Source organism: Microbacterium testaceum (assembly GCF_020781835.1).
Taxonomy (GTDB): Bacteria; Actinomycetota; Actinomycetes; order Actinomycetales; family Microbacteriaceae; genus Microbacterium; species Microbacterium testaceum_H.
This window is the reverse complement of the sequence record NZ_JAJGNJ010000003.1, coordinates 121,177-142,555: the sequence shown is the minus strand read 5'-3', so window position 1 is coordinate 142,555 and position 21,379 is coordinate 121,177. Positions and strand designations below refer to the sequence as shown.

At 71.4% G+C, this 21,379-nt stretch carries 20 protein-coding genes; 15 read left to right on the top strand and 5 right to left on the bottom strand.

Annotation, left to right across the window (positions count from 1 at the left end):
* Nucleotides 1-59 precede the first annotated feature (59 nt).
* Genes nirB through purH form a run of 8 tightly spaced genes read left to right on the top strand, consistent with a single transcriptional unit; the run spans nt 60 to nt 9,935 of the window.
* Nucleotides 60-2,591 carry a nitrite reductase large subunit NirB gene (nirB, locus tag LL239_RS05505; protein ID WP_374197617.1) on the top strand — a complete coding sequence of 844 codons (2,532 nt, stop codon included), beginning with the start codon at nt 60-62 and terminating at the stop codon, nt 2,589-2,591.
* Nucleotides 2,588-3,019 carry a nitrite reductase small subunit NirD gene (nirD, locus tag LL239_RS05500; RefSeq protein WP_228162453.1) on the top strand — a complete coding sequence of 144 codons (432 nt, stop codon included), beginning with the start codon at nt 2,588-2,590 and terminating at the stop codon, nt 3,017-3,019. The genes nirB and nirD overlap by 4 nt, the downstream gene beginning before the upstream one ends.
* Nucleotides 3,016-4,248, top strand: coding sequence for a uroporphyrinogen-III C-methyltransferase (cobA, locus tag LL239_RS05495; RefSeq protein WP_228162452.1), 1,233 nt, complete (start codon nt 3,016-3,018; stop codon nt 4,246-4,248). The genes nirD and cobA overlap by 4 nt, the downstream gene beginning before the upstream one ends.
* Nucleotides 4,245-5,384 (top strand): uroporphyrinogen-III synthase, encoded by a 1,140-nt coding sequence (locus tag LL239_RS05490; protein ID WP_228162451.1) that lies wholly within the window; start codon nt 4,245-4,247, stop codon nt 5,382-5,384. Before cobA ends, LL239_RS05490 begins: the two co-directional genes overlap by 4 nt.
* Nucleotides 5,381-6,091 carry a sirohydrochlorin chelatase gene (locus tag LL239_RS05485; protein ID WP_228162450.1) on the top strand — a complete coding sequence of 237 codons (711 nt, stop codon included), beginning with the start codon at nt 5,381-5,383 and terminating at the stop codon, nt 6,089-6,091. The genes LL239_RS05490 and LL239_RS05485 overlap by 4 nt, the downstream gene beginning before the upstream one ends.
* Before the next feature lie 39 nt (nt 6,092-6,130).
* Entirely contained in the window at nt 6,131-7,660 is a 1,530-nt protein-coding gene (locus LL239_RS05480; RefSeq protein WP_228162449.1) for a cell division protein PerM, read from the top strand.
* Between the two features lie 5 nt (nt 7,661-7,665).
* Nucleotides 7,666-8,265: a phosphoribosylglycinamide formyltransferase gene (gene purN, locus LL239_RS05475; protein WP_228162448.1), complete on the top strand. Its 600-nt coding sequence runs from the start codon at nt 7,666-7,668 to the stop codon at nt 8,263-8,265.
* 59 nt (nt 8,266-8,324) lie between these two features.
* Nucleotides 8,325-9,935, top strand: a complete 1,611-nt coding sequence (gene purH / locus LL239_RS05470; RefSeq protein WP_228162447.1) for a bifunctional phosphoribosylaminoimidazolecarboxamide formyltransferase/IMP cyclohydrolase — start codon at nt 8,325-8,327, stop codon at nt 9,933-9,935.
* Between the two features lie 140 nt (nt 9,936-10,075).
* On the opposite strand, the gene LL239_RS05465 is transcribed toward purH, so the two are convergent.
* The 3 genes from LL239_RS05465 to LL239_RS05455 form a co-directional block, all read right to left on the bottom strand.
* Nucleotides 10,076-10,591 carry a DUF1697 domain-containing protein gene (locus LL239_RS05465; RefSeq protein WP_228162446.1) on the bottom strand — a complete coding sequence of 172 codons (516 nt, stop codon included), beginning with the start codon at nt 10,589-10,591 and terminating at the stop codon, nt 10,076-10,078.
* Nucleotides 10,592-10,706: 115 nt separating this feature from the next.
* Nucleotides 10,707-11,048, bottom strand: a complete 342-nt coding sequence (locus LL239_RS05460) for a DUF7882 family protein (protein ID WP_228162445.1) — start codon at nt 11,046-11,048, stop codon at nt 10,707-10,709.
* A 26-nt stretch (nt 11,049-11,074) separates the two neighbouring features.
* Entirely contained in the window at nt 11,075-11,242 is a 168-nt protein-coding gene (locus LL239_RS05455; RefSeq protein ID WP_228162444.1) for a hypothetical protein, read from the bottom strand.
* A gap of 193 nt (nt 11,243-11,435) precedes the next feature.
* On the opposite strand from LL239_RS05455, the gene LL239_RS05450 reads away from it, so the two are divergent.
* Nucleotides 11,436-11,918 carry a MarR family winged helix-turn-helix transcriptional regulator gene (locus tag LL239_RS05450; protein ID WP_228162443.1) on the top strand — a complete coding sequence of 161 codons (483 nt, stop codon included), beginning with the start codon at nt 11,436-11,438 and terminating at the stop codon, nt 11,916-11,918.
* On the opposite strand, the gene LL239_RS05445 is transcribed toward LL239_RS05450, so the two are convergent.
* Nucleotides 11,915-12,277: a hypothetical protein gene (locus LL239_RS05445; protein WP_228162442.1), complete on the bottom strand. Its 363-nt coding sequence runs from the start codon at nt 12,275-12,277 to the stop codon at nt 11,915-11,917. The two genes, LL239_RS05450 and LL239_RS05445, sit on opposite strands and share 4 nt — an antisense overlap.
* A 120-nt stretch (nt 12,278-12,397) precedes the next feature.
* Nucleotides 12,398-13,825 (bottom strand): dihydrolipoyl dehydrogenase family protein, encoded by a 1,428-nt coding sequence (locus LL239_RS05440; RefSeq protein WP_228162441.1) that lies wholly within the window; start codon nt 13,823-13,825, stop codon nt 12,398-12,400.
* A gap of 162 nt (nt 13,826-13,987) precedes the next feature.
* Between LL239_RS05440 and LL239_RS05435 the strand changes: the two genes are divergently transcribed.
* From LL239_RS05435 to LL239_RS05410, 6 genes are all read left to right on the top strand, one after another.
* The gene (locus LL239_RS05435) at nt 13,988-15,013 is read left to right on the top strand and encodes a LacI family DNA-binding transcriptional regulator (RefSeq protein ID WP_228162440.1); all 1,026 of its coding nucleotides are present in this window, start codon (nt 13,988-13,990) and stop codon (nt 15,011-15,013) included.
* 38 nt (nt 15,014-15,051) lie between these two features.
* Nucleotides 15,052-16,335: an extracellular solute-binding protein gene (locus tag LL239_RS05430; protein ID WP_228162439.1), complete on the top strand. Its 1,284-nt coding sequence runs from the start codon at nt 15,052-15,054 to the stop codon at nt 16,333-16,335.
* Between the two features lies 1 nt (nt 16,336).
* Nucleotides 16,337-17,311, top strand: coding sequence for a carbohydrate ABC transporter permease (locus tag LL239_RS05425; protein WP_228162438.1), 975 nt, complete (start codon nt 16,337-16,339; stop codon nt 17,309-17,311).
* Complete coding sequence (locus LL239_RS05420) at nt 17,308-18,135, top strand: carbohydrate ABC transporter permease (RefSeq protein ID WP_228162437.1); 828 nt, start codon at nt 17,308-17,310, stop codon at nt 18,133-18,135. Before LL239_RS05425 ends, LL239_RS05420 begins: the two co-directional genes overlap by 4 nt.
* A 2-nt stretch (nt 18,136-18,137) precedes the next feature.
* Nucleotides 18,138-19,205 (top strand): glycoside hydrolase family 130 protein, encoded by a 1,068-nt coding sequence (locus LL239_RS05415; protein WP_228162436.1) that lies wholly within the window; start codon nt 18,138-18,140, stop codon nt 19,203-19,205.
* Between the two features lie 139 nt (nt 19,206-19,344).
* On the top strand, nt 19,345-21,354 hold the full coding sequence (locus tag LL239_RS05410) for a hypothetical protein (RefSeq protein WP_228162435.1): 2,010 nt from the start codon (nt 19,345-19,347) through the stop codon (nt 21,352-21,354).
* The last annotated feature ends 25 nt before the right edge of the window (nt 21,355-21,379 follow it).

Sequence of the window (21,379 nt, the reverse complement as noted above, 5' to 3'; positions counted from 1 at the left end):
ACGGTGACGGCGTGCTCCACCCCGCGTCATCCGGCTCCGTCGTCGTTGTCGGCGCGGGCATGGTGGCTCACCGCTTCGTCGAAAGCCTGACCAGCCGCGACACCGACGGCCGCTGGACCGTCACCGTTCTGGGCGATGAGCCGCGAGGGCCGTACGATCGCGTCGGCCTCACGGGGTTCTTCGCCGGGAAGACACCCGAGGAGCTCGCTCTCGATCCCGCCGTGCTCGGGCACGAACGCGTCCGCGTCGAGACGGGGGCGCGTGTGACCGCCATCGACCGTGCCGCTCGCACCGTCACGACGGCATCCGGTGCGGTCCACGCCTACGATCGCCTCGTTCTCGCCACCGGTTCGTATGCGGCGCGCCTCGCGCTCGACGGGTTCGACCACCGCGGCTGTTTCGTCTACCGCACGCTGGACGACGTGGCGGCGATGCGGGACTGGGTCGCGCAGCGGTCGGCGCAGCTCGGTCGGCCCCTGCGCGGTGCCGTCGTCGGCGGCGGCCTGCTCGGGCTCGAGGCGGCCGGTGCGCTGCAGGCCGAGGGCGTCGCCCCCTTCGTCCTCCAGTCCAACGAGCGGCTCATGTCCGCGCAGCTCGATCTGGGCGGGGCGAAAGCGCTGCAGCGGCTCATCGAGGCACGCGGCATCGAGGTGCGCACCTCGTCCGTGACGACCCGAGTGGATGCCGACGTCACGGGCGCCGTGTGCGGCCTGGAGCTTCGCGACGGCACGTGGGAGCCGGTCGACATCGTCGTCTTCACGGTGGGCGTGCGCCCTCGCGACGAGCTCGCGCGCTCCGCGGACCTCGCCGTCGACCCGCGCGGCGGTGTCGTCATCGACGCGGGCTGCGACACCTCGGACCCCTCGATCCTCGCCATCGGTGAGGTCGCGAGCTTCGAGGGTCAGTGCATCGGACTCGTCGCGCCCGGCTACTCGATGGCCGAGGTGGCCGCCACACGACTGCTCGGTGGCGAGGCGGCCTTCGGCGGTTTCGACACTTCGGCGAAGCTGAAGCTGTCCGGCGTCGAGGTCGCGAGCTTCGGCGACGCCTTCGCCGAGACCCCCGACGCCCTCGACGTCGTCTACGCCGACCCGATCTCGGGCGTGTACAAGAAGCTCGTGCTGAGCGATGACGCGCAGACGCTCCTCGGCGGCATCCTCGTCGGCGACGCGTCCGCCTACACCGCGCTTCGTCCGCTGGTCGGCCGTGCTCTCGGCGGCGACCCCGCCGCCTACCTCATGCCGGAGGGCCTCGCCCCCGCACCCCAGGGCGACCTGCCCGGGGATGCCATCGTCTGTTCGTGCAACGGCGTCACCGCCGGCACGATCCGGGGCGCCGTCACCGAACACGAGTGCGCGGATGCCGCCGAGGTGAAGGCCTGCACGAAGGCCGGTGCGGCGTGCGGCTCCTGCTTCACGCTCGTGAAGAAGCTCGTCGCGACCGAGCTCGCGGCATCCGGCAAAGAGGTCTCGAACGGCCTGTGCGAGCACTTCTCCTTCACGCGGGCGCAGCTCTTCGACGCGGTACGCATCTCGGGTCTGCGCACCTTCACGGCCATCGTCGAGCGCTTCGGCCGGGGCCGCGGCTGCGACATCTGCAAGCCGGCGCTGGCGAGCATCCTGGCCAGCCTGTACTCGGAACACGTGCTCGAGGGCGAGCTCGCGACGATGCAGGACACCAACGACCACGTCATGGCCAACATCCAGCGCGACGGGAGCTACAGCGTCGTCCCGCGCATCCCGGGCGGCGAGATCACGCCCGAGGGGCTGGTGGTGATCGGCGAGGTCGCCCGCGACTTCGGTCTGTACACGAAGATCACCGGCGGTCAGCGCATCGACATGTTCGGTGCCCGCCTCGAGCAGCTCCCCGCGATCTGGCGCCGCCTGGTCGACGCCGGCTTCGAGTCGGGTCAGGCCTACGGCAAGTCGCTGCGCACCGTGAAGTCGTGCGTCGGGCAGACCTGGTGCCGGTACGGCGTCCAGGACTCCGTCGGGATGGCGGTGCAACTCGAGCTGCGCTACCGAGGCCTCCGCTCGCCGCACAAGCTCAAGTTCGGTGTCTCCGGCTGTGCGCGCGAGTGCGCGGAAGCCCGCGGGAAGGACATCGGCGTCATCGCTACCGAGGCGGGGTGGAACCTCTACGTCGGCGGCAACGGCGGCTTCACTCCTCGCCACGCGGTGCTCTTCGCGGAGGGACTCGACGACGAGGGCCTCCTGCGGGCGATCGACCGATTCCTGGGGTTCTACATCCGCACCGCCGACAGGCTGCAGCGCACCGCGCCCTGGATGGAGGAGTACGAGGGGGGCATCGAGGCGCTCCGAGGCGTCGTGTTCGACGACACCCTCGGGATCGCCGAGGACCTCGACGCCGCCATGGCCACCCACATCGACGCGTACGAGGACGAGTGGGCCGCGACCCTCGCCGACCCCGAGAAGCTCAAGCGGTTCCAGAGCTTCGTCAACGCTCCCGACGCGGCCGACCCCTCGCTCGCGTACGTGGCGGAGCGCGGCCAGCCGCGTCCGGCGACGGCCGAGGAGCGGACATCCGGTGCCGTGTTCATCGGCGGCACGACGCTGGCGGTGCGCTCATGACGATCCTGGATGCCACGCCCCCCGGCGCCGCCGCCGGAGCCACGCCCGGCTGGGTCCGCGTCTGCCGCGTCGACGACCTCCTCGTCGAGCGCGGGGCGGCCGCCCTGATCGGTGACCGGCAGATCGCGCTGTTCCGAACGTTCGACGGCCGCATCTACGCCATCGATCAGATCGACCCCTACTGCGGGGCCGCGGTGCTCTCGCGCGGCATCGTCGGGGATCGCAGCGGCGTGCCGACCGTGGCATCCCCGATGTACAAGCAGGTGTTCGATCTGCGCACGGGCGTGTGCCTCGACACGCAGGGCGAAGACCCCCACGTGGTGCAGGTTCATCCCGTGACGGTGGACGATGGCGACGTGTTCGTGAAGATCGCGTCCGCTCCCGGCGACGCCCCCGCTCCCGGCGGCACGGAAGGAGATCCCCGATGATCGCACTGGCAGGACTGGACCTCACCGACAAGCTCGTGGTCTGCGTCGGCGCGGGAAGCGTCACCGAACGTCGGATCTCGCGCCTGCGCGCAGCCGGTGCGCGCGTGCGGGTCATCGCCCCGGACGCCACCGACGGCATCGCGGCTCTCGCCGCGGCCGGCGAGGTGGAATGGCTCGCCCGCACGTTCGTCGACGGCGACCTCGACGAGGCGTGGTTCTGTCACACCGCGACCGGCCACGCGGCCATCGATGCCCGTGTCGTCTCGGCCGCCGACGCACGCCGGGTGTGGTGCATCAACGCCGGTCACGGGGGCAAGGGCACCGCACGCCTGGCAGCCGAGACCCGCAGCGGCGACGTCATGATCGGCGTGGTCTCCACCGCCGGTGCCGACCCGCGCCGGAGCGCGGCGGTGCGCGACGCCATCGCCGACCGCCTCGCCGAAGGCGCCCTCCCGCTCCGCCGCCGACGTCGCCCGCTCGTGGGGAGCGTGGCGCTCGTCGGCGGCGGCCCTGGTCCCGTCGACCTGCTCACGGTGCGCGCGCGTGCGCTCCTGGCCGAGGCCGACGTCGTCGTGCATGACCGCCTCGGGCCCACCGGCGTCCTCGCCGAGCTCGGCGACGACGTCGAACTCATCGACGTGGGCAAACGTCCGCACCATCACCCCGTGCCGCAGGACGAGATCAACGCCCTCCTCATCGATCGAGCCGCCCGGGGGCTGCGGGTCGTGCGGCTGAAGGGCGGCGACCCTTTCGTCTACGGCCGCGGCGGCGAGGAGGTCCTCGCGTGCCGGGCAGCCGGCATCCCGGTCGAGGTCGTCCCCGGCATCAGCAGCGCCATCGCCGTTCCGCAAGCGGCAGGGGTGCCCGTGACGCACCGCGGCGTGGCCGGTACGCTTCACATCGTGAACGGGCAAGAGGCTCCGACCGCGGCGACTCTCGCCGCTCTCCGTGACGACACCGCCACCGTCGTCGCCCTCATGGGAGTGAGCGCTCTGCCCCGCTTCGCCGGTGCCGCGCTGGCCGCCGGGGCGCCGACCGATCGACCCGTCGCGTTCGTCGAGAACGGACACACCCCCGCGCAGCGCACCATCCGCACCACACTGGGGTCGGCGGTCGCGGATGCCGAGGCCCACGGTCTCGCCAATCCCGCCGTGCTGGTGTTCGGCGAGGTCGCACGCCCCGAGCTGCTTCTGCCCGTCGCGGTGCCGCACGCCGAGGGCACGGGGTGACCGTTCCGCAACGGACGATCTCGACGGTGCTGCAGGCCTGCACCGTCCTCCTTCCCGTTGATCGTCGGTCCGGGGAGCTGTCGGCCGCGCTGGAGCGTCACGGCGCCCGTGTCCGTGTGGCTCCGGCGCTGACGATCGTGCCCCACGTCGACGACGACGAGCTCATCGCCCAGACGCGGCTCCTGGTGGACGACCCGCCGGATGTCGTCGTGGCCACCACGGGCGTCGGATTCCGCGGGTGGATGGAGACCGCGGACGAAGCCGGCCTCCACGACGCGCTCGCCGACGTCCTCGGGCGCGCGCGCATCGTCGCGCGCGGTCCCAAGGCGCGCGGCGCCATCCAGCAGGCGGGGTTCGAGGCCGACTGGGTCGCGGAGTCCGAGACGGCGGCCGAGCTCCGCGACTTCCTGATCGCCGAGGGGATCCAGGGCCTGCACGTCGCCGTGCAGCACCACGGCTCCGGCGCCGACGGCCTGGACGAGGCGTTCCTCGATGCGGGAGCACGCGTGACGAGCCTGACGATCTACCGCTGGGGTCCGCCACCGGACCCGGCACTGGTCGCCGCCTCCGCGCAGCTCGTCGCGCGCGGAGAGATCGACGCGGTGCTGTTCACCTCCGCCCCGGCCGCCCGAGAGTGGCTCCTCGCCGCCGAACGCGCCGGCGCGCTCGACGGCGTCGCCGCCCGGGCACGCGCGGGACACGTGCTCATCGCGGCGGTCGGTCCCATCACGGCGTCGCCCCTCACCGAGGCGGGGATCACGCCGCTCGTGCCGGACCGGGGCCGGCTGGGCGCTCTCGTGCGTGCGGTCGTCACCCACTACGGCGGTGCACACGCCCCGGTCATCCGCACGACGGCGGGGGCTCTCGGCATCCGTTCGTCCGGTGCCGTCCTGGACGGGTCGTTCATCCCGCTGCCCCGAACGGGCGTCGAGATCCTCCGGGCTCTCGCCCGTGAACCCGGCGCGGTGGTCTCTCGCGCCGACCTCGTGGCTGCGCTGTCGAAGGCCGAGGTCAGCGCGCACGCTGTGGAAGTCGCCGTCGCTCGGACGAGGGAGGCTCTCGGCGGGCTCGACCTGATCCGGACCGTGTACAAGCGGGGGTACCGTCTCGACGCGGCCGACGAGGAGGACTCATGACCGCGGTGCTCATCGCCTGCGCGCACGGAACGCGATTCGAGGAGGGCCGCGAGGTCGTCCGAGCGATCCTGGGACTGCTCCGCGACACGGCTCCCGCCGACGTGGAGGTCCACGAGGCCTACGTCGACGTGCACGGGCCGTTCGTCACCGACGTCGTCGCCGCGGCCCGTGAGGTCACCGACGACATCGTCATCGTTCCGCTCCTGCTCTCGACCGGGTACCACACCGAGGTGGATCTGGTGGAGGCCGCCGCCGGACTGCCCGTGGCTCCGGCCCTCGGCCCGCACCCGCTGCTGGCCGAGATCCTCGCCGATCGTCTCCGTGTCGTCGGCGCGCAGCCCTCCGACACCGTGGTCCTCGCCGCGGCGGGTTCGACCCGGGCGGGCGCGGTCGTCGACGTCGAGCGGATGGTCGAGCTCCTGGCCGAGACCGGCGTCGCCGGTCCCGTCGTGCCCGCCTACGCCGCGGCATCCGAACCGCGGATCGCCGACGCCGTGAACGCCGCGCGCTCGACGGGCTCGCGCGCCGTCGCCGCGAGCTACGTCCTGGCACCCGGCCACTTCTCGCGCGTCATCGACGGGTCCGGGGCGGACCTCACGACCGCTCCGATCGGAGCCGACGCGCGGATCGCCGAGATCGTCTGGGAACGCTGGCGGGACGCCCGTTCGCGTCATCTGCGGGGAGCGGCACCACACCGCCGCGCCTGAGGGGCGGTGTCGGCAGCCGCGGGTAGGGTCGGTCTGCTCATGCATCGTCTCCTCGTCGCTCTCCTCGCCGCCCTCGACGCGCTCCTGGCCGCCGCGGTCGGCGTCGCCGTGGTGCTCGCGCCGCTCGCGCTGATGTGGGTCGTCGCCCTGGGCGACGCCGAGTGGTCCGCGCTGTGGCCCGCCGCCGCCGCGGTGTGGCACCTGGGTCATCTCGTGCCGATCTCGGTGACGCTGCCCGACGCCTACCTCGCGGCGACGGGCGTCGACCCGGCGCTCGCGACCTTCACGCTGTCGCTCGCACCGCTGGCCTTCGCCGCCTTCACGGGGTTGTTCGCCGCCCGCTCGGGCGTCCGCGCGGCCGAGTCGGGCTCCGCGCTGACCGGGTGGATCTCCGGATCCCTCGTCTTCGCCGGGATCGCCACGCTGATCGCGATGACATCGTCGGCTCCGCTGGTGTCGTTCGAGACGTGGCAGGCCATCCTGTTCCCGGCCCTGATCTTCGCCGTCCCCGCGCTGATCGGCGCCGTCGCGGGAGCATGGCGGGTCGGTGACGACGGCCCCATCGACCGCCTTCGCGCCTGGCTCGGCCGGATGCCGTCGGCCTGGGCCGGCGTGCCCGCCCTGGTCCTGCGCGGCGTGGCGCTCACGACCCTCGGCCTCGTGGCGGTGGGGGGTGTGATCGTCGTCGCGGGGCTGCTGGCTCGCGGCACCCAGATCATCACGCTGTTCCAGGCCAGCAACGTCGACGCGATCGGGGCCACCGTCCTCGCGCTCGGGCAGCTGGTGTACCTTCCGACGCTCGTGCTCTGGGCGGTGGCGTTCGCCGCAGGCCCCGGCTTCGCACTCGGCACCGATACCTCCGTGACACCGGCGGGCACGCAGGTCGGCGCGGTGCCCGGCATCCCGATCCTCGGCATCGTGCCCGAGTCGACGACGTCGTGGCTTCTTCTCCTGGCGCTGTTGCCGCTCGCCGTCGGGGCCCTCGCGGGATGGATCCTGCGCGCGCAGACGCCGGAACGCGACGGCCACGAGCCGGTCGCCCCGCGGTTGACCGTCGCGGTCTCCGTCGCGGCCCTCACCGGCGGCGTGGGAGCGCTCATGGCGGTCTTCTCCCACGGCTCCATCGGACCGGGCAGACTCGCCGAGACCGGGCCGCAGCCCGGACCCCTCGCCCTCGCGCTCGGGCTCGAGGTGCTGGTGGGGCTCGCGGTCCTCCTGCTCGCGCCGCTTCCGCGGCGCGGGGCGCGGGGCGACAGGATCGCGGCCGGCTCGGGTGACCGCGCATTCGAGAGCACGCGCGCAGCCCGGGAGCGCCCGTCCGACGCCCTGCTCGCGGCCGCCCCCGCGCCGTGGCTGGTCGACCACTCCGAGAAAGAGACCGGAGACGATCGGCCCTCCCTGCTCGCGGACCGCCCCACCGCCACGAACGCGAGTCCCGTCGACGCCGATGACGACGTCCAGGCCCGCATCCGCGAGGCCTGGTCGAAGATCGAACCGGTGCCGCGCGAGTGGGGTGACGGGCCCGAGACCGGCCCGACCGGTGCCCGCGACGCGCGCCCCGTAGACTGACCTCCGTGCTCACGGTCGCCGTCCTCATCTCCGGCGCCGGCTCCAACCTCCGCGCCCTGCTCGAGGCGACTGCCGCCCCGGACTTCCCGGCGCGCGTGATCGCGGTCGGTGCCGATCGCGAAGCCGACGGCTTCGCCCACGCCGAGCACTTCGGCATCCCGACCTTCCTCGTCCCCTTCGATGCGTTCGCCTCGCGGGCCGAGTGGGGCGCCGAACTGGGGGCGCAGCTGCGCGTCTGGCAGCCCGACCTGGTCGTGCTGAGCGGGCTCATGCGGCTGCTTCCCGCCGACCTCGTCGCCGAGTGGGAGCCCCGCATCATCAACACCCACCCGGCGTACCTGCCCGAATTCCCCGGAGCGCACGGCGTCCGCGACGCTCTCCGCGCCGGTGTCACCCAGACCGGCGCGAGCGTCATCGTCGTGGACTCGGGCGTCGACACCGGCCCGATCCTCGCGCAGGAGCGGATCGCCGTCCTCCCCGGCGACGACGAAGCGAGCCTGCACGAACGCATCAAGCCCGTCGAACGACGTCTGCTCATCGACGTCGTCCGTCGCATCGCCGAGGGCGACCTCGACCTGGATGCCACGGCATCCCGCACTCCCTGACCCCCGCGGCGATCATCCGCCCGCGCCGAACCCCGACACGAGACACAGGAGCCGCAGCCATGGCCGGACCCCGCCACGACCCCGCCGACTACCGTCCCCGTGACGTCGTCCCGATCCGCCGCGCGCTGGTGTCGGTGAGCGACAAGACCGGACTGCTGGAGTTCGCCCGGGCCCTCGCGGGCGCGGGCGTCGAGATCGTGTCGACCGGCTCCACCGCCGCGACGATCCGCGACGCCGGGTTCGACGTGACCGATGTCTCGTCGGTGACCGGCTTCCCCGAGTCGCTCGACGGGCGTGTGAAGACGCTTCACCCCAGCGTGCACGCGGGGCTGCTCGCCGACCTGCGCCTGGCCAGCCACGAGGCGCAGCTGGAGGAACTGGGCATCCTCCCGTTCGAGCTCGTCGTGGTGAACCTGTACCCGTTCGTCGAGACCGTGGCATCCGGAGCCGAGGGCGACGACGTGGTGGAACAGATCGACATCGGCGGCCCCGCGATGGTGCGCGCCTCCGCGAAGAACCACGCCAACGTCGCCATCGTCGTCTCGCCCGAGTCGTACCCGGCGATCGTCGAGGCCCTCCAGCGCGACGGCGGTACCTCGCTGGTGCAGCGGCGCGAGCTGGCCGCACGGGCGTTCTCGCACACCGCGGCGTACGACACGGCGGTCTCGACGTGGTTCGCCGAGGGCACGATCGGCGACGACATCGACCTGCCGGCGCACCTGACGATCCAGGCCGAGCGCCTGTCGACCCTGCGGTACGGCGAGAACTCGCACCAGCGCGCCGCGATCTACACGCGCGTCGGCGGCCACGGCATCGCCCAGGCGAGGCAGCTGCAGGGCAAGGAGATGTCGTACAACAATTACGTCGACGCCGACGCCGCCCTCCGCGCCGCGTTCGACATGGTCAAGCCGGCGGTGGCGATCATCAAGCACGCCAACCCGTGCGGAATCGCAGTCACGGCCCCCAACGCGCTCGACCCGATCGCCTCGGCCCACCTACGGGCGCACGAGTGCGACCCCGTCTCGGCGTTCGGCGGCGTCATCGCCGCGAACCGCACCGTGACGCTGAAGATGGCCGAGAACCTCCGCGACATCTTCACCGAGGTCATCATCGCCCCCGACTTCGAGCCCGAAGCCCTCGAGGTGTTCAAGCTCAAGAAGAACCTGCGCGTGCTGCAGCTCCCCGCCGACTGGCGGCAGGAGCCGATGGACGTGCGCCTCGTCTCGGGCGGCCTGCTGCTGCAGGACGCCGACCGCTTCCCCGACGACATCGAGTCGGTCGCGAAGAACTGGGAGCTCGTCTCGGGCGAGCGTCCCGCCGACGAGGACATGACGAACCTCATCTTCGCCTGGAAGGCGTGCCGCGCGGTGAAGTCGAACGCGATCGTGCTCGCGAAGGGCTCCGCGACCGTCGGCATCGGCATGGGCCAGGTGAACCGCGTCGACTCGTGCCGCCTCGCCGTCGAGCGCGCCGGTGACCGCGCCGCCGGCTCCATCGCGGCATCCGATGCCTTCTTCCCGTTCGCCGACGGACCACAGGTGCTCATCGATGCCGGCATCTCGGCGATCATCCAGCCCGGTGGCTCCGTGCGCGACGCCGAGGTCATCGACGCCGCCCGCGCGGCCGGCGTGACGATGTTCTTCACGGGCGAGCGCCACTTCTTCCACTGAGGCGCGGACCCCGGGGGCGCCCGTGCGCCCCCGTGATCGCTGCTGCTCCGGCCCTCCCCGCGATGAACGCGTCCTGTACCGGCATCTGCTCGCCGCGCGCTGTCTCAGTGCGGTGAGCGTTCACCGCGGGGGACGGGGCGTCAGGCGCTCAGTGCGATGAGCTTGGCGATCGTGTTGGCGTTGCGCGCGGTGCCGGTCCCGCCCAGCCGTTTCTCGAACCACGCGGCCTGCAGCTTCGAGCCCCCGATGCCCTCCGGGTAGCGGACGAACACCTCGCGGCCGTCGAGCACGGCCTGCTCCGGGATGCCGGCGGCCACCTCCAGCGGCCGCGCGGGGGTGGTGTCGAGGAACACCGTCTGCACCCATCGCCCCTCCGATGCGTCGGCGAAGGGGTTGCGCGCGTGGGCGTCGGCGAGCTCGGCGTGCGAACGCACGAGCACGGGCAGGTCGAAGCCGAACGCTACGCGCACGGCATCCCGGATCGTCCGCGCGATCTCGTCGGGCGAGCGCCCGCCGTCGTCGAGGACGATGTTCCCCGCCACGTGGAGTGTGGTGACCTGGCCGAGGCCCGCGGATGCCAGCACCTCGCGCAGGGCGGGCATCTTCAACGCCGTGGGACCGCCGACACCGCGGAGCAGACCGATCGAACGGGTCATGCGCGTAAATCTACGCGGAGGAGGGGCGAGCGGGCGCACTCGTGCGGGGGAGGACCCGCAAAAGACCGCACCCCGGTCTCGAGCACGAGACCGGGGTGCGGTTACCGGGGGTGGTTCAGGCGGCGGCGGCCAGCGGTGCGCGCTGCGCACCCTCGTTGTGCTGCCACGTCGAGGCATTCAGGATCAGGCCGGACGACATCGCCGCCTGGTCCGCGAGCTGGCGGAGGTACGCGCCGGAGAGGCGCTCGGTCTCTGGCCGCGAGTAAAGGAAGCGCAGCGGGATCGAGGGCTGGATCCACAGTGTGGTGCGCGCGTGCGAGGCTTCGGCATCCGTCCACGTGAGAGTGAACGACTCGTTGCGACGCAGCTTCGTGGAGAAGACGACCTGGAGATACTGAAGCAGTCGGTCGTCGATTTCCATCGGCTGCGGGTCGGAACCGTAGAAGAGCTTTCCCATGATGACTCCTGGCGTGTGCGGCTGGTTCAAAGGACGAGAGGGACGACGACGCCGGCGGCGCCGAGCGAGACGGTGATGGCCGCGGCGACGACGAGCGACGGCAGTGCGGGGAGGGCCGTACGCCCGGCCAGAGGGACGAACGTGGACCGCCGTGCAGGGGCGGCGTGCATCCGGCTGAGAAGACTGCGAACCATCGGGGCTTTCCTTCCGTCCTGCTCGTCGGGGTGTCAACCCCGGTGATCATCAACATAGCAGGTAATCAACTCAGTTAGTAAACTCAGTTGAGTGTCATGATGATTGACAGTCACTGAACGCGATGGTCAGGTACGGAACTTTAGGGAGTTAGGTATAGTGCTTCGGGGTATGAGCAAGGTAGGGAGCCGTTCGATGACGGAGGGATCGGGTGATTCGTCGCCTCTGATGGCGGCGCTCGCCCTCTACATCCGGGAACGCGACAAGGCCGCGGCCCAGGCGAGGAAGCAGCTCGGCGTCAACGAACTTGACGCCAAGGCACTCGCCTACGTCGGCACCCACCCCGGAATCCGGCCCTCCGCACTGGCCGGCCACCTCGGGGTGACCTCCGCCGGCGTCACCACGATGGTCGAACGACTCGTGCGACGCGGCATCCTGCGTCGCGAATTCGATGCCGACGATCGCCGGGTCAACCACATCCACCTGGTGGTTGATCTGGAGAAGGAGCCGTGGTCGCAGCTCGCCCGCTTCGACCGCACGTGCGAGCGGATCATCGGGGGGCTCGACCCGCAGGTCGAGGCCGATCTCGCGGCCTTTCTGACCCACACGACCGAAGCGGCGCGGGACGAGGCTCGACAGGTCGACCCCGGGGCCTCGACGGAGACCTCGGTCGCCTAGTCGGTCCCGCCTGCGCGTGCCTTCAGCTGGGCCATGTGCTCCACCGACTTCGCCTGGAGGAACGCGCACAGCGCGGCCGCGTTCGCCAACTCCCGGCACAGGTCGTAGAGCGCGTCGGGCGAGAGTTCGGTCGCTTCGGGCTGCGGCTCGAACGTGACGCGCCAGTCGGGGGCGCCGGCCTCGGTCGGCTGGATGTAGACCGAGGTAGTGGCGTTGTGCAGAGGGAAGATCACCAGGCCGCTGTCGCGCCCGTCGACGGGTTCCTGGTCGGCCACGTACGCGGCACCGCTCCCGTTCGCCTCATCCGCGGCGAACTCGTCGAGCCATACCTGCAACGTTTCTTTGCTGCGAAACGGCACCTTGCCAACCCCCGAGAGTAGCGGTGGACGTCCGATCCACCGCATGAATCGTACGACACCGTGAACTCGGGCCGAGACTGTTTTTCCCCGGGCGGACGCGCGGCATCCGACGGCGTCTCCCTAGGCCGAGTCGCGGCCCAGCGTCTCCAACAGTCTGAGCCACACCTCGCTGACCGTGGGGTACGAGGGCACCGCGTGCCACAGCCGCTTCAGCGGTACCTCGCCGACGACGGCGATCGTCGCGGAATGCAGCAGTTCTGCGATGTCGGGGCCGACGAACGTCGCGCCCACCAGCACGCCCCGGTCGAGGTCGACGACGGCGCGGGCGCGCCCGACATACGCGTCGGACTGCTCGCTCGAGCCGGCGACGTGGGCGAGGTCGTAGTCGAGCACCTTCACTCTGAGGCCCTTCTCCTCGGCCTTCGTCGCGGTGAGGCCGACGGATGCCACTTCCGGGTCGGTGAAAGTGACCTGGGGGACCGCGTCGTGGTCGGCGGTGGCCACGTGGGCGCCCCAGGGGGCGTCGTCGACCTCGTCGCCCTTCGCGCGGGCGGCGATCACGTCACCGGCGGCACGCGCCTGGTACTTGCCCTGGTGCGTGAGCAGGGCTCGGTGATTGACGTCGCCGACGGCGTACAGCCAGTCGAAGCCGTGCACGCGCAGCGTGTCGTCGACGTCGAGCCAGGAACCCTCCTCGAGTCCGATGGTCGCGAGCCCGAGATCGGTGGTGCGCGGTACGCGGCCCGTGGCGACCAGCACTTCGTCGGCGGTGACGGTCGTGCCGTCGGACAGCTCGAGCACTCGGCTCCCGTCGTCGTCGCGGCGGGCGGCCGTGGCATCCACGCCCGTCTTGACCGTCACGCCCCGCTCGCGCAGGGAGTCGGCCACGATCTCGCCCGCGAACGGCTCGATGCCTCCGAGCAGACCCGACCGGGCGATGATCGTGACCTCGGAGCCGAGGCTCGCGAACGCCGTCGCCATCTCGGCGCCCACGACGCCGCCACCGAGGATCGCGAGCGACCCCGGGATGCTCTGCACCGCGGTCGCCTCGCGGCTGGTCCACGGCTCGATGTCGGCCAGACCCGGGATGTCGGGGAGCAATGCCGCGGAGCCCGTGCACACCGCGACCGCGTGGCGGGCGACGAGATCGGTCGTGGTGCCGTCCTCGGCGGTGACGCGCACCGTCTTCTCGCCGGTGAGGCGGCCGTGTCCGCGCACCAGTTCGATGCCGGCGCCCTGCAGCCACTCGACCTGCCCGGAGTCGTTCCAGTTGCTGGTCATGGAGTCTCGGCGGCGGAGGACCGCGGCGACGTCGAGGTCGCCCGTGACGGCCTGCTTCGCTCCGTCGACGGCCCGGGCGGCGCGGAGAGCCGCGCCGCTGCGCAGCAGCGCCTTGGACGGCATGCACGCCCAATAGGAGCACTCGCCCCCGACGAGCTCGGATTCGACGATGACGGCGGTCAGGCCGGCCTGCACCGCGCGGTCGGCGACGTTCTCGCCCACGGGGCCGGCGCCGATGACGATGAGGTCGTATTCGCGTTCGCTCATGCCGCTCACGCTATCGACGGCCGCCGACATCGGGGAGGGGTTGCGGCAACGGGAGAGCGGCTGCGGATGTGGGGCGCGGAGGGTTGACGCGGAGGACTGAACCGGTTTAGGCTACGATGACTGAACCGGTTTAGATCGCCGGATGCCACGAAGAGGTGCCGCATGACGAACGAGACGCGACCCACGATCGCCGACGTCGCGCGCCGCGCGGGTGTCAGCAAGGGCCTGGTGTCGTTCGCCTTGAACGGACGGGCCGGTGTCGCGCCCGACACCCGCGATCGCATCCTCTCGGTCGCCGCCGAGATGGGGTGGAGCCCGAGCCTGCGGGCGCGCTCCCTCAGCGTGGGCCGCGCTTTCGCGTGCGGCCTCGTCATCGGCCGCAGCCCCGACGTCATCGCCGCCGATCCGTTCTTCCCGTCGTTCATCGCCGGTGTCGAGGACGAGTTCTCCGTCTCCGGTCAGGTCCTGGTGCTCGCGGCGGCGACCCCCGGTCGCCAAGAGGAGGAGACCTACCGCGGGCTCGCGAAGGACCGCCGTATCGACGGCGTGATCCTCTCCGACCTGCGCGCCGACGACCCGCGCATCGACCTCGTCGCGGGCCTCGGCCTCGCCGCCGTGACGCTCGGCGTCCCCGATGTCGACAGCCCCTTCACATCGGTCTCCGTCGACGACGGCGCCGGGATCCGGCTCGCGGTCGACCACCTCGCCGACCTCGGTCACACCGACATCGCCCATGTCGCAGGGCCCTCCGCGATGCTCCACGGACGTCACCGCGCGGCCGCGTTCGAGGACGCTGCCCGAGCGCGCGGCATCCGGGCCCGTGTCATCGAGACCGACTTCTCCGCCGCCGACGGTGCGCGGGCGACCACGGCTCTGCTCGATGCGGACGTCCCGCCCACGGCGATCGTGTACTCCAACGACAACATGGCCGTCGCGGGGCTCGGCACGGCGCAGCGTCGCGGCCTGTCGGTGCCCCGCGACCTCTCGCTGACGGGCTTCGACGACACCGAGCTCGGCCGGCATCTGTTCCCGGCGCTCACGAGCGTCTCCACCGACGCCCGCGGGTGGGGCGCGGCCGCCGCGCGCGCTCTTCTGCGGGCCATCGCCGGCGCGGAGCCCGAGAGCCTGGCTCTCGCCGACCCCGTGCTCCGGGTGCGCGACTCGACCGCGCCGCCGATCCGAAGCTGACACCCGCGGGCCCCCGCCCGCCCCACAAGGAGGAAGACATGCGACGACGCATTCTCGCCACAGCAGTAGCCGCCACCGGCATCCTCGCCCTCTCCGCGTGCAGCGGAGGCGGCGGTGGAACAGCCGGAATGGACGCCCGCGGCCCGATCACCATCTGGTACTCCAACAACGACGCCGAGATCGCGTGGGGGCAGCAGATGGTCGACGCGTGGAACGCCGACCACCCGGACGAGCAGATCACCGCGCAGGAGATCCCCGCCGGCTCCTCGAGCGAGGAGGTCATCGGCGCCGCGATCACCGCCGGCAACGCGCCGTGCCTCGTCTTCAACACCTCGCCCGCGGCCGTTCCGGGCTTCGAGCGCCAGGGCGGACTCGTGAACCTCTCGGACTTCCCGGACGGCGAGGAATACATCACCGAGCGCAGCGGCGACCTCGCCGAGCAGTACCGCTCGGACGACGGCGGCTTCTACCAGCTTCCGTGGAAGAGCAACCCCGTGATGATCTTCTACAACAAGGACCTGTTCGCCCGGGCGGGCCTCGACCCCGAGAGCCCGCAGCTGTCGACCTACGACGAGTTCCTCACCACGGCGCGCACCCTCAAGACAGCCGGTGTCGCGCCGTACGCGATCAACCCGGCGCCCACGAGCGAGTTCTTCCAGTCGTGGTTCGACTTCTATCCGCTCTACGCGGCGCAGACCGGTGGGAAGCAGCTCGTCGAGGACGGCCAGGCCACCTTCGACGATGCCGACGGGCGGGCCGTCGCCGACTTCTGGCGCACGATCTACGCCGAGCAGCTGGCCGGGAACGAGGCGTACCAGGGCGACTCGTTCGCCGACGGTCAGGCCGCGATGGCGATCGTCGGGCCGTGGGCCGTGTCGGTGTACAAGGACAAGGTGAACTGGGGCGCCGTGCCGGTGCCGACCGAACAGGGCACCGCGGCCGAGGAGACCTGGACCTTCAGCGACGCCAAGAACATCGGCCTGTTCACCGCCTGTGAGAACAAGGGCACCGCGTGGGACGTCCTGAAGTTCGCCACGAGCCAGGAGCAGGACGGCATCTGGCTCGAGGAGACGGGGCAGATGCCGTTGCGCACCGATCTGACCTCCACCTACGCCGATTACTTCGCCGCGAACCCCGCGTACGAGCAGTTCGGCGATCAGGCCGCGCGCACCGTCGAGGTGCCGAACGTCCCCAACTCCGTCGAGATCTGGCAGGCGTTCCGCGACGGCTACTCGAAGGCCGTCATCTTCGGCGAGGGCGACGTGGAGACCTTCCTGACCGATGCCAGGACCCAGATCGACGATCTGGCGGCGGGGAACTGACATGACCGTCGATCTCACCGGCACGACCGATCGCACCGGGGGAGACCCCGGCCGGTCCGGTCGTGCCGGGGGAACGACGGATGCCGGGAAGAAGCGGCGCCGCCCGTTCGGCGCACAGCCGCTCGGCACCCTCTTCTCCGCGCCCTACCTGATCTTCATCGCGGTCGTCTTCGCGTACCCGATCGTCTTCGCGGTGTGGATGTCGTTCCACGACTACTTCTTCACGGCCCCCGGCGCGCAGGTGGATCGGCCGTTCGTCGGGCTGGACAACTACGTCACCGCGCTGACCGACCCCGCGGTCTGGCGGTCGTTCGGGAACGTCGGGATCTTCCTGCTCATCAACGTCCCGCTGACGGTGGTGCTGTCGATCCTGCTCGCGACGGCGCTGGACCGGGTCGTGCGCGCCCGCGCGTTCTTCCGTGTCGCGTTCTACGTGCCCTACGTCACGGCATCCGTCGCCGTGGTCGCGGTGTGGCTGTTCCTGTTCTCGAACTCGGGACTCATCAACAACGCCCTGGGGCCCCTCGCCCCGAGCCCGTCGTGGCTGGTCAATTCGGCGCTCGCGATGCCGACGATCGCACTCTTCGTGACGTGGAAGGGGCTGGGGTTCTACATCCTGCTGTACCTCGCCGCACTGCAGAACGTGCAGCGCGAGCTGTACGAATCGGTCGCCGTCGACGGCGGCGGACGCCTGCGGCAGTTCTTCTCGGTGACCGTTCCCGGTGTGCGTCCGGCGACGTTCCTCGTGGTGCTGCTGGCGACGATCACCGGCGCGAACCTCTTCACCGAGCCGTACCTGCTCACCAACGGCGGCGGCCCCAACGGGGCGTCGACGTCGCCCGTGCTGCTGATCTACCAGAAGGGCATCGAGCAGCAGAACCCCGACGTGGCCGCCGCCATCGGGGTGGTGCTGATCATCTTCGTGCTGATCATCGCGGCGCTCCAGCGCCGGTTCGTGGGGAGGGAGGAATCATGAGGACGCGATTCGTGACGTACGGCGTTCTGACCGTGGGTGCCCTGGCGTTCCTGTTCCCCTTCTACTACATGGTCGTCGGGTCGCTGCAGACGAGTCCCGACCCCTCGATCGCGGGCGCCTTCCCGCACCCGTCCAACCTCACCCTCGAGAACTACACGGCGATCGACGGGCGCATCAACATGCTGCGCGGCCTGGTGAACTCCGGGATCTTCACCGGGGGAGTGATCCTCGGGACGATCGTGTTCGGGGTGCTCGCCGGGTACGCGCTGGCGGTGCTGAAGTGGCGCGGGCGGTCGGCGACCTTCGCGCTCGTGCTGCTGGTGCAGGTGATCCCGTTCCAGCTGCTGATGATCCCGCTGTACGTCATGATCGCCCGCGACTACGGGCTCTCCGACAGCTACCTCGGGATGATCCTGCCGTTCTTCATCAACTCCACCGCGGTGGTGATCTTCCGGCAGTACTTCCTGCAGCTGCCTCGGGAGTTGTTCGACGCGGCGCGCATCGACGGCGCGGGGGAGTTCCGCCTCCTCTGGAACGTCGCGCTGCCGCTGGTGCGCCCCGCGCTGCTGACCGCGGTGCTGCTGACGTTCATCGGCCCGTGGAACGAGTTCCTCTGGCCGTTCCTCATCACGAAGGACGCCGCGATGCAGCCCCTCGCGGTCTCGCTCGCGAACTTCATCTCCACCATCGCGGCATCCACCGCCAACCCCTTCGGCGCCATGATGGCCGGCGCCGTCGTGCTCGCCGCTCCCGCGGTGGCGCTGTTCCTGATCTTCCAGCGCTACTTCACCTCGAACGACCTCGGATCCGGAGTGAAAGGATGACAATGACCCCCGATTCCCCCGTCCCTTACCGCCTCACACGTGTGGGTGTGGTGATGACCCCCGAGCCCGGCAACATCGACGAAGCGGAGGGCGTGCTCAACCCGGCCTCGGGCCGCGGCCCGGACGGCGAGCTGTACCTGCTGCCGCGCCTGGTGGCCGAGGGCAACGTCTCGCGCGTCGGCCTCGCCCGCGTCGTCGTCGAGGACGGTGTGCCCGTCGCCGTCGAACGCGAGGGCGTGGTGCTCCAGCCCGACCGCGGGTGGGAGCGCGGTGCCGACAACGCCGGCACCGAGGACCCGCGCACGACATGGGTCGAGGCCCTCGGCCTGCACGTCATGACGTACGTCGCCTACGGACCGCTCGGTCCGCGCACGGCCGTGGCGGTGTCGGAGGATCTGCGCGAGTGGCGGCGTCTCGGTCCGGTGCTGTTCCGCTACCAGGAGGACCTGGACATGGACCTGAACCTGTTCCACAACAAGGACACGGTCTTCTTCCCCGAGCCGGTCACCGCCCCCGACGGCACCGAGGCGTTCGCCGTCCTCCACCGCCCCATGTGGGACCTCGGCGAGACCAAGCCCGGACAGGGCGTGCGTGTGCCGGCGGGCATCGAGGACGAGCGGCAGTCGATCTGGATCAGCTACGTGCCCGTGGCATCCGTCCGGGAGGACCTCGCGAACCTGACCCTGTGGGAGCAGCACCGCTTCGTCGCGGGGCCGGAGTTCCCCTTCGAGGCGGTGAAGATCGGCGGAGGGCCGCCGCCGCTGCGCATCCCCGAGGGGTGGCTGGTGCTGCACCACGGCGTGACGGGCGTCATCGACAGCGCGTTCTCGCAGCAGCAGAAGGTGAACTACGCCGCGGGCGCTCTGATCCTGGATGCCGACGACCCCAGCCGCGTGATCACGCGGACGCCCGAGCCGCTGTTGGCCCCCGAGACCGACGACGAACGCAGCGGCATCGTGCCGAACGTCGTCTTCCCCACCGCGATCGAAGAGATCGACGGCCGCCACTTCGTGTTCTACGGCATGGCGGACTCGAAGATCGGCGTCGCCCTGCTCGAGCGCACCGACTGAGTGAGTCGCGCGTCGGCCGCAGCTCGCGGACGGCGCCCCGCACAACTCCTGCGGAATCGCCGTCACCACCGCCCCCGGGCGAGTCACGGGCGGTTCTGCAGGAGTTGTGTCCCACCCCCATCGAAAGGATCCCCCCCCCATGAACGCACGATGGAGTGCGCGCGGCCTGGCCCTCGCGGGCGCGGTCGCCCTGGCGGTGCCGCTGAGCGCCGCGCCGGCGTCGGCACTGGCGCCCGCCACCGCCCCGGCTGCGTCGGCGGCGGCCGCGCCGCTGCCGAACCTCGACCACCTCGACTTCTTGCTCGGCTCACCGGCTCCGCCTCCGGGCGTCGCCGGGCACACGACGTACCGCCTCGCCGAGGAACCGACGCTCCTCGCGCCGTGGACCTACGCCGACGCCCGCGACGGCGGCACCTTCGAGCGCATCGGGGGCGGCAGCCTCGACCCCGCGACGGGCGACTGGAGTCAGGGCGCCTACAACGCCGACGACACCACGCGGGCCGCCGTGGTCTACCTGCGGCACTGGCAGCAGACCGGCGATGCTGACAGTCGACACAAGGCCTACGAACTGCTGCGCACGGTCGCCTACCACCAGACGACGGAGGGCCCGGATGCCGGGAACGTCGTGCTGTGGATGCAGCCGGACGGCGAACTGAACCCGTCGGCCGAGCCGGTCGAGCTGCCCGACCCGTCGGACTCCGGCCCGAGCTACTGGCTCGCGCGCACGGTGTGGGCGCTCGGCGAGGGGTATGCGGCGTTCGCCGAGGAGGACCCCGACTTCGCCGCCTTCCTGAAGGCGCGCCTGGCGCTCTCCCGCGGCGCGATCGAGCGCGACGTCCTCAGCAAGTACGGCCAGTACGTCGAGGCGGACGGCAAGAAGGTCCCCGCGTGGCTCATCGTGGACGGGGCGGATGCCTCGGCCGAGGCGGTCCTCGGACTCGCAGCCGCCGTGCGGGCCGGTGACGACTCCTCGGCCACCGCGGCGCGTCAGCTCGCCGAGGGCGTGGCGGCCATGGCATCCGGGACCTCCCGCGAGTGGCCGTACGGAGCCGTGCTGCCGTGGGCGCAGTCGCCCGCCATGTGGCACGCGTGGGGTTCGCAGATGCCCGCGGCGCTCGCCGTGGCCGCCGACGTGCTCGATGCTCCCTCGCTCGCCGAACCCGCGATCGCGGATGCGACGGGATTCACGACGACGCTGCTGACCGCGGGTGGACCGGACAACGGCTGGTTCCCGAGCCCCACCGACCGCGTGCAGATCGCGTACGGCGCCGACTCGCGCGTGCAGTCGCTCGTCGCGCTCGCCGAGACCACGGGCTCTCCGGCGTTCGCCGACCTGGCGGGCATCCAGGCGGCGTGGTTCTTCGGCGGCAACCACGCCGGCGCGCGGATGTACGACCCCGCCACGGGCGTGACGTTCGACGGGCTGCAGCCCGACGGCACGGTGAACCGCAACAGCGGGGCGGAGTCGACCATCCACGGCCAGCTCACCGCGCTCGCCCTCGACGCGCACCCGGACATCGCCGCGCGCGCCGTGGCGCTCACCTCCGTCACGGACCGCGTCGGCCTGACCTTCGTGCAGGCCGAGGATGCCACGTCCACCGACGGCACGGTGTCGACGCCGGAATCGTGGACGGGGGAGTCGAGCTGGTCGGGCGACGCTCTCACCCTCGAGCCCCGGCAGAGCGCCACGTGGGACATCGGTCCCGCGGACTCGCGGCGCTGGGTCGAGCCCGTCGTGTTCTCGCGGCCGGGGGAGCAGTCGCTCTCCCGCTGGCGGGGGAACGGAGTGCTCAAGATCACCGGTCCCGTGCAGGGCATCTCGCCGACGTCCGGCGCGCTGCTCCCGCATGCGCTGACCGGCTCGGTTCCCGAGAGCCGGACCGAGGTGAACGTCACCGCGCAGCGCGGCGACCTCGTGCTCGATGGGCTCATCGTGCGGCCGTGGGTCTCGCGCCTGGTCCTCGAGGGCGGCGACAGCCGCAGCGAGCTCGTGCACTCCAGTGCGCCGACGCCGCAGCGGACGACCGTCTCGGGTGGCGGGACGGTCCGGGTCTATGACGCCCACGGCGCGCTGCTGCGCACGACCGCGTACGACGGCGAGACCGCGGTGGTGCTCCCGCCCGGCGGCTTCGCGGTCGCCGAGCGCTGAGTTCCCGGCCGCTGCCGGACCGCGG

Coding starts and splice junctions, on each gene's coding strand:
- nirB (WP_374197617.1), top strand. CDS start 60: ATGGTGGCTCACCGCTTCGTCGAAAGCCTGACCAGCCGCGACACCGAC.
- nirD (WP_228162453.1), top strand. CDS start 2,588: ATGACGATCCTGGATGCCACGCCCCCCGGCGCCGCCGCCGGAGCCACG.
- cobA (WP_228162452.1), top strand. CDS start 3,016: ATGATCGCACTGGCAGGACTGGACCTCACCGACAAGCTCGTGGTCTGC.
- LL239_RS05485 (WP_228162450.1), top strand. CDS start 5,381: ATGACCGCGGTGCTCATCGCCTGCGCGCACGGAACGCGATTCGAGGAG.
- LL239_RS05480 (WP_228162449.1), top strand. CDS start 6,131: ATGCATCGTCTCCTCGTCGCTCTCCTCGCCGCCCTCGACGCGCTCCTG.
- purH (WP_228162447.1), top strand. CDS start 8,325: ATGGCCGGACCCCGCCACGACCCCGCCGACTACCGTCCCCGTGACGTC.
- LL239_RS05465 (WP_228162446.1), bottom strand. CDS start 10,591: ATGACCCGTTCGATCGGTCTGCTCCGCGGTGTCGGCGGTCCCACGGCG.
- LL239_RS05460 (WP_228162445.1), bottom strand. CDS start 11,048: ATGGGAAAGCTCTTCTACGGTTCCGACCCGCAGCCGATGGAAATCGAC.
- LL239_RS05455 (WP_228162444.1), bottom strand. CDS start 11,242: ATGGTTCGCAGTCTTCTCAGCCGGATGCACGCCGCCCCTGCACGGCGG.
- LL239_RS05450 (WP_228162443.1), top strand. CDS start 11,436: ATGACGGAGGGATCGGGTGATTCGTCGCCTCTGATGGCGGCGCTCGCC.
- LL239_RS05440 (WP_228162441.1), bottom strand. CDS start 13,825: ATGAGCGAACGCGAATACGACCTCATCGTCATCGGCGCCGGCCCCGTG.
- LL239_RS05435 (WP_228162440.1), top strand. CDS start 13,988: ATGACGAACGAGACGCGACCCACGATCGCCGACGTCGCGCGCCGCGCG.
- LL239_RS05430 (WP_228162439.1), top strand. CDS start 15,052: ATGCGACGACGCATTCTCGCCACAGCAGTAGCCGCCACCGGCATCCTC.
- LL239_RS05425 (WP_228162438.1), top strand. CDS start 16,337: ATGACCGTCGATCTCACCGGCACGACCGATCGCACCGGGGGAGACCCC.
- LL239_RS05420 (WP_228162437.1), top strand. CDS start 17,308: ATGAGGACGCGATTCGTGACGTACGGCGTTCTGACCGTGGGTGCCCTG.
- LL239_RS05415 (WP_228162436.1), top strand. CDS start 18,138: ATGACCCCCGATTCCCCCGTCCCTTACCGCCTCACACGTGTGGGTGTG.
- LL239_RS05410 (WP_228162435.1), top strand. CDS start 19,345: ATGAACGCACGATGGAGTGCGCGCGGCCTGGCCCTCGCGGGCGCGGTC.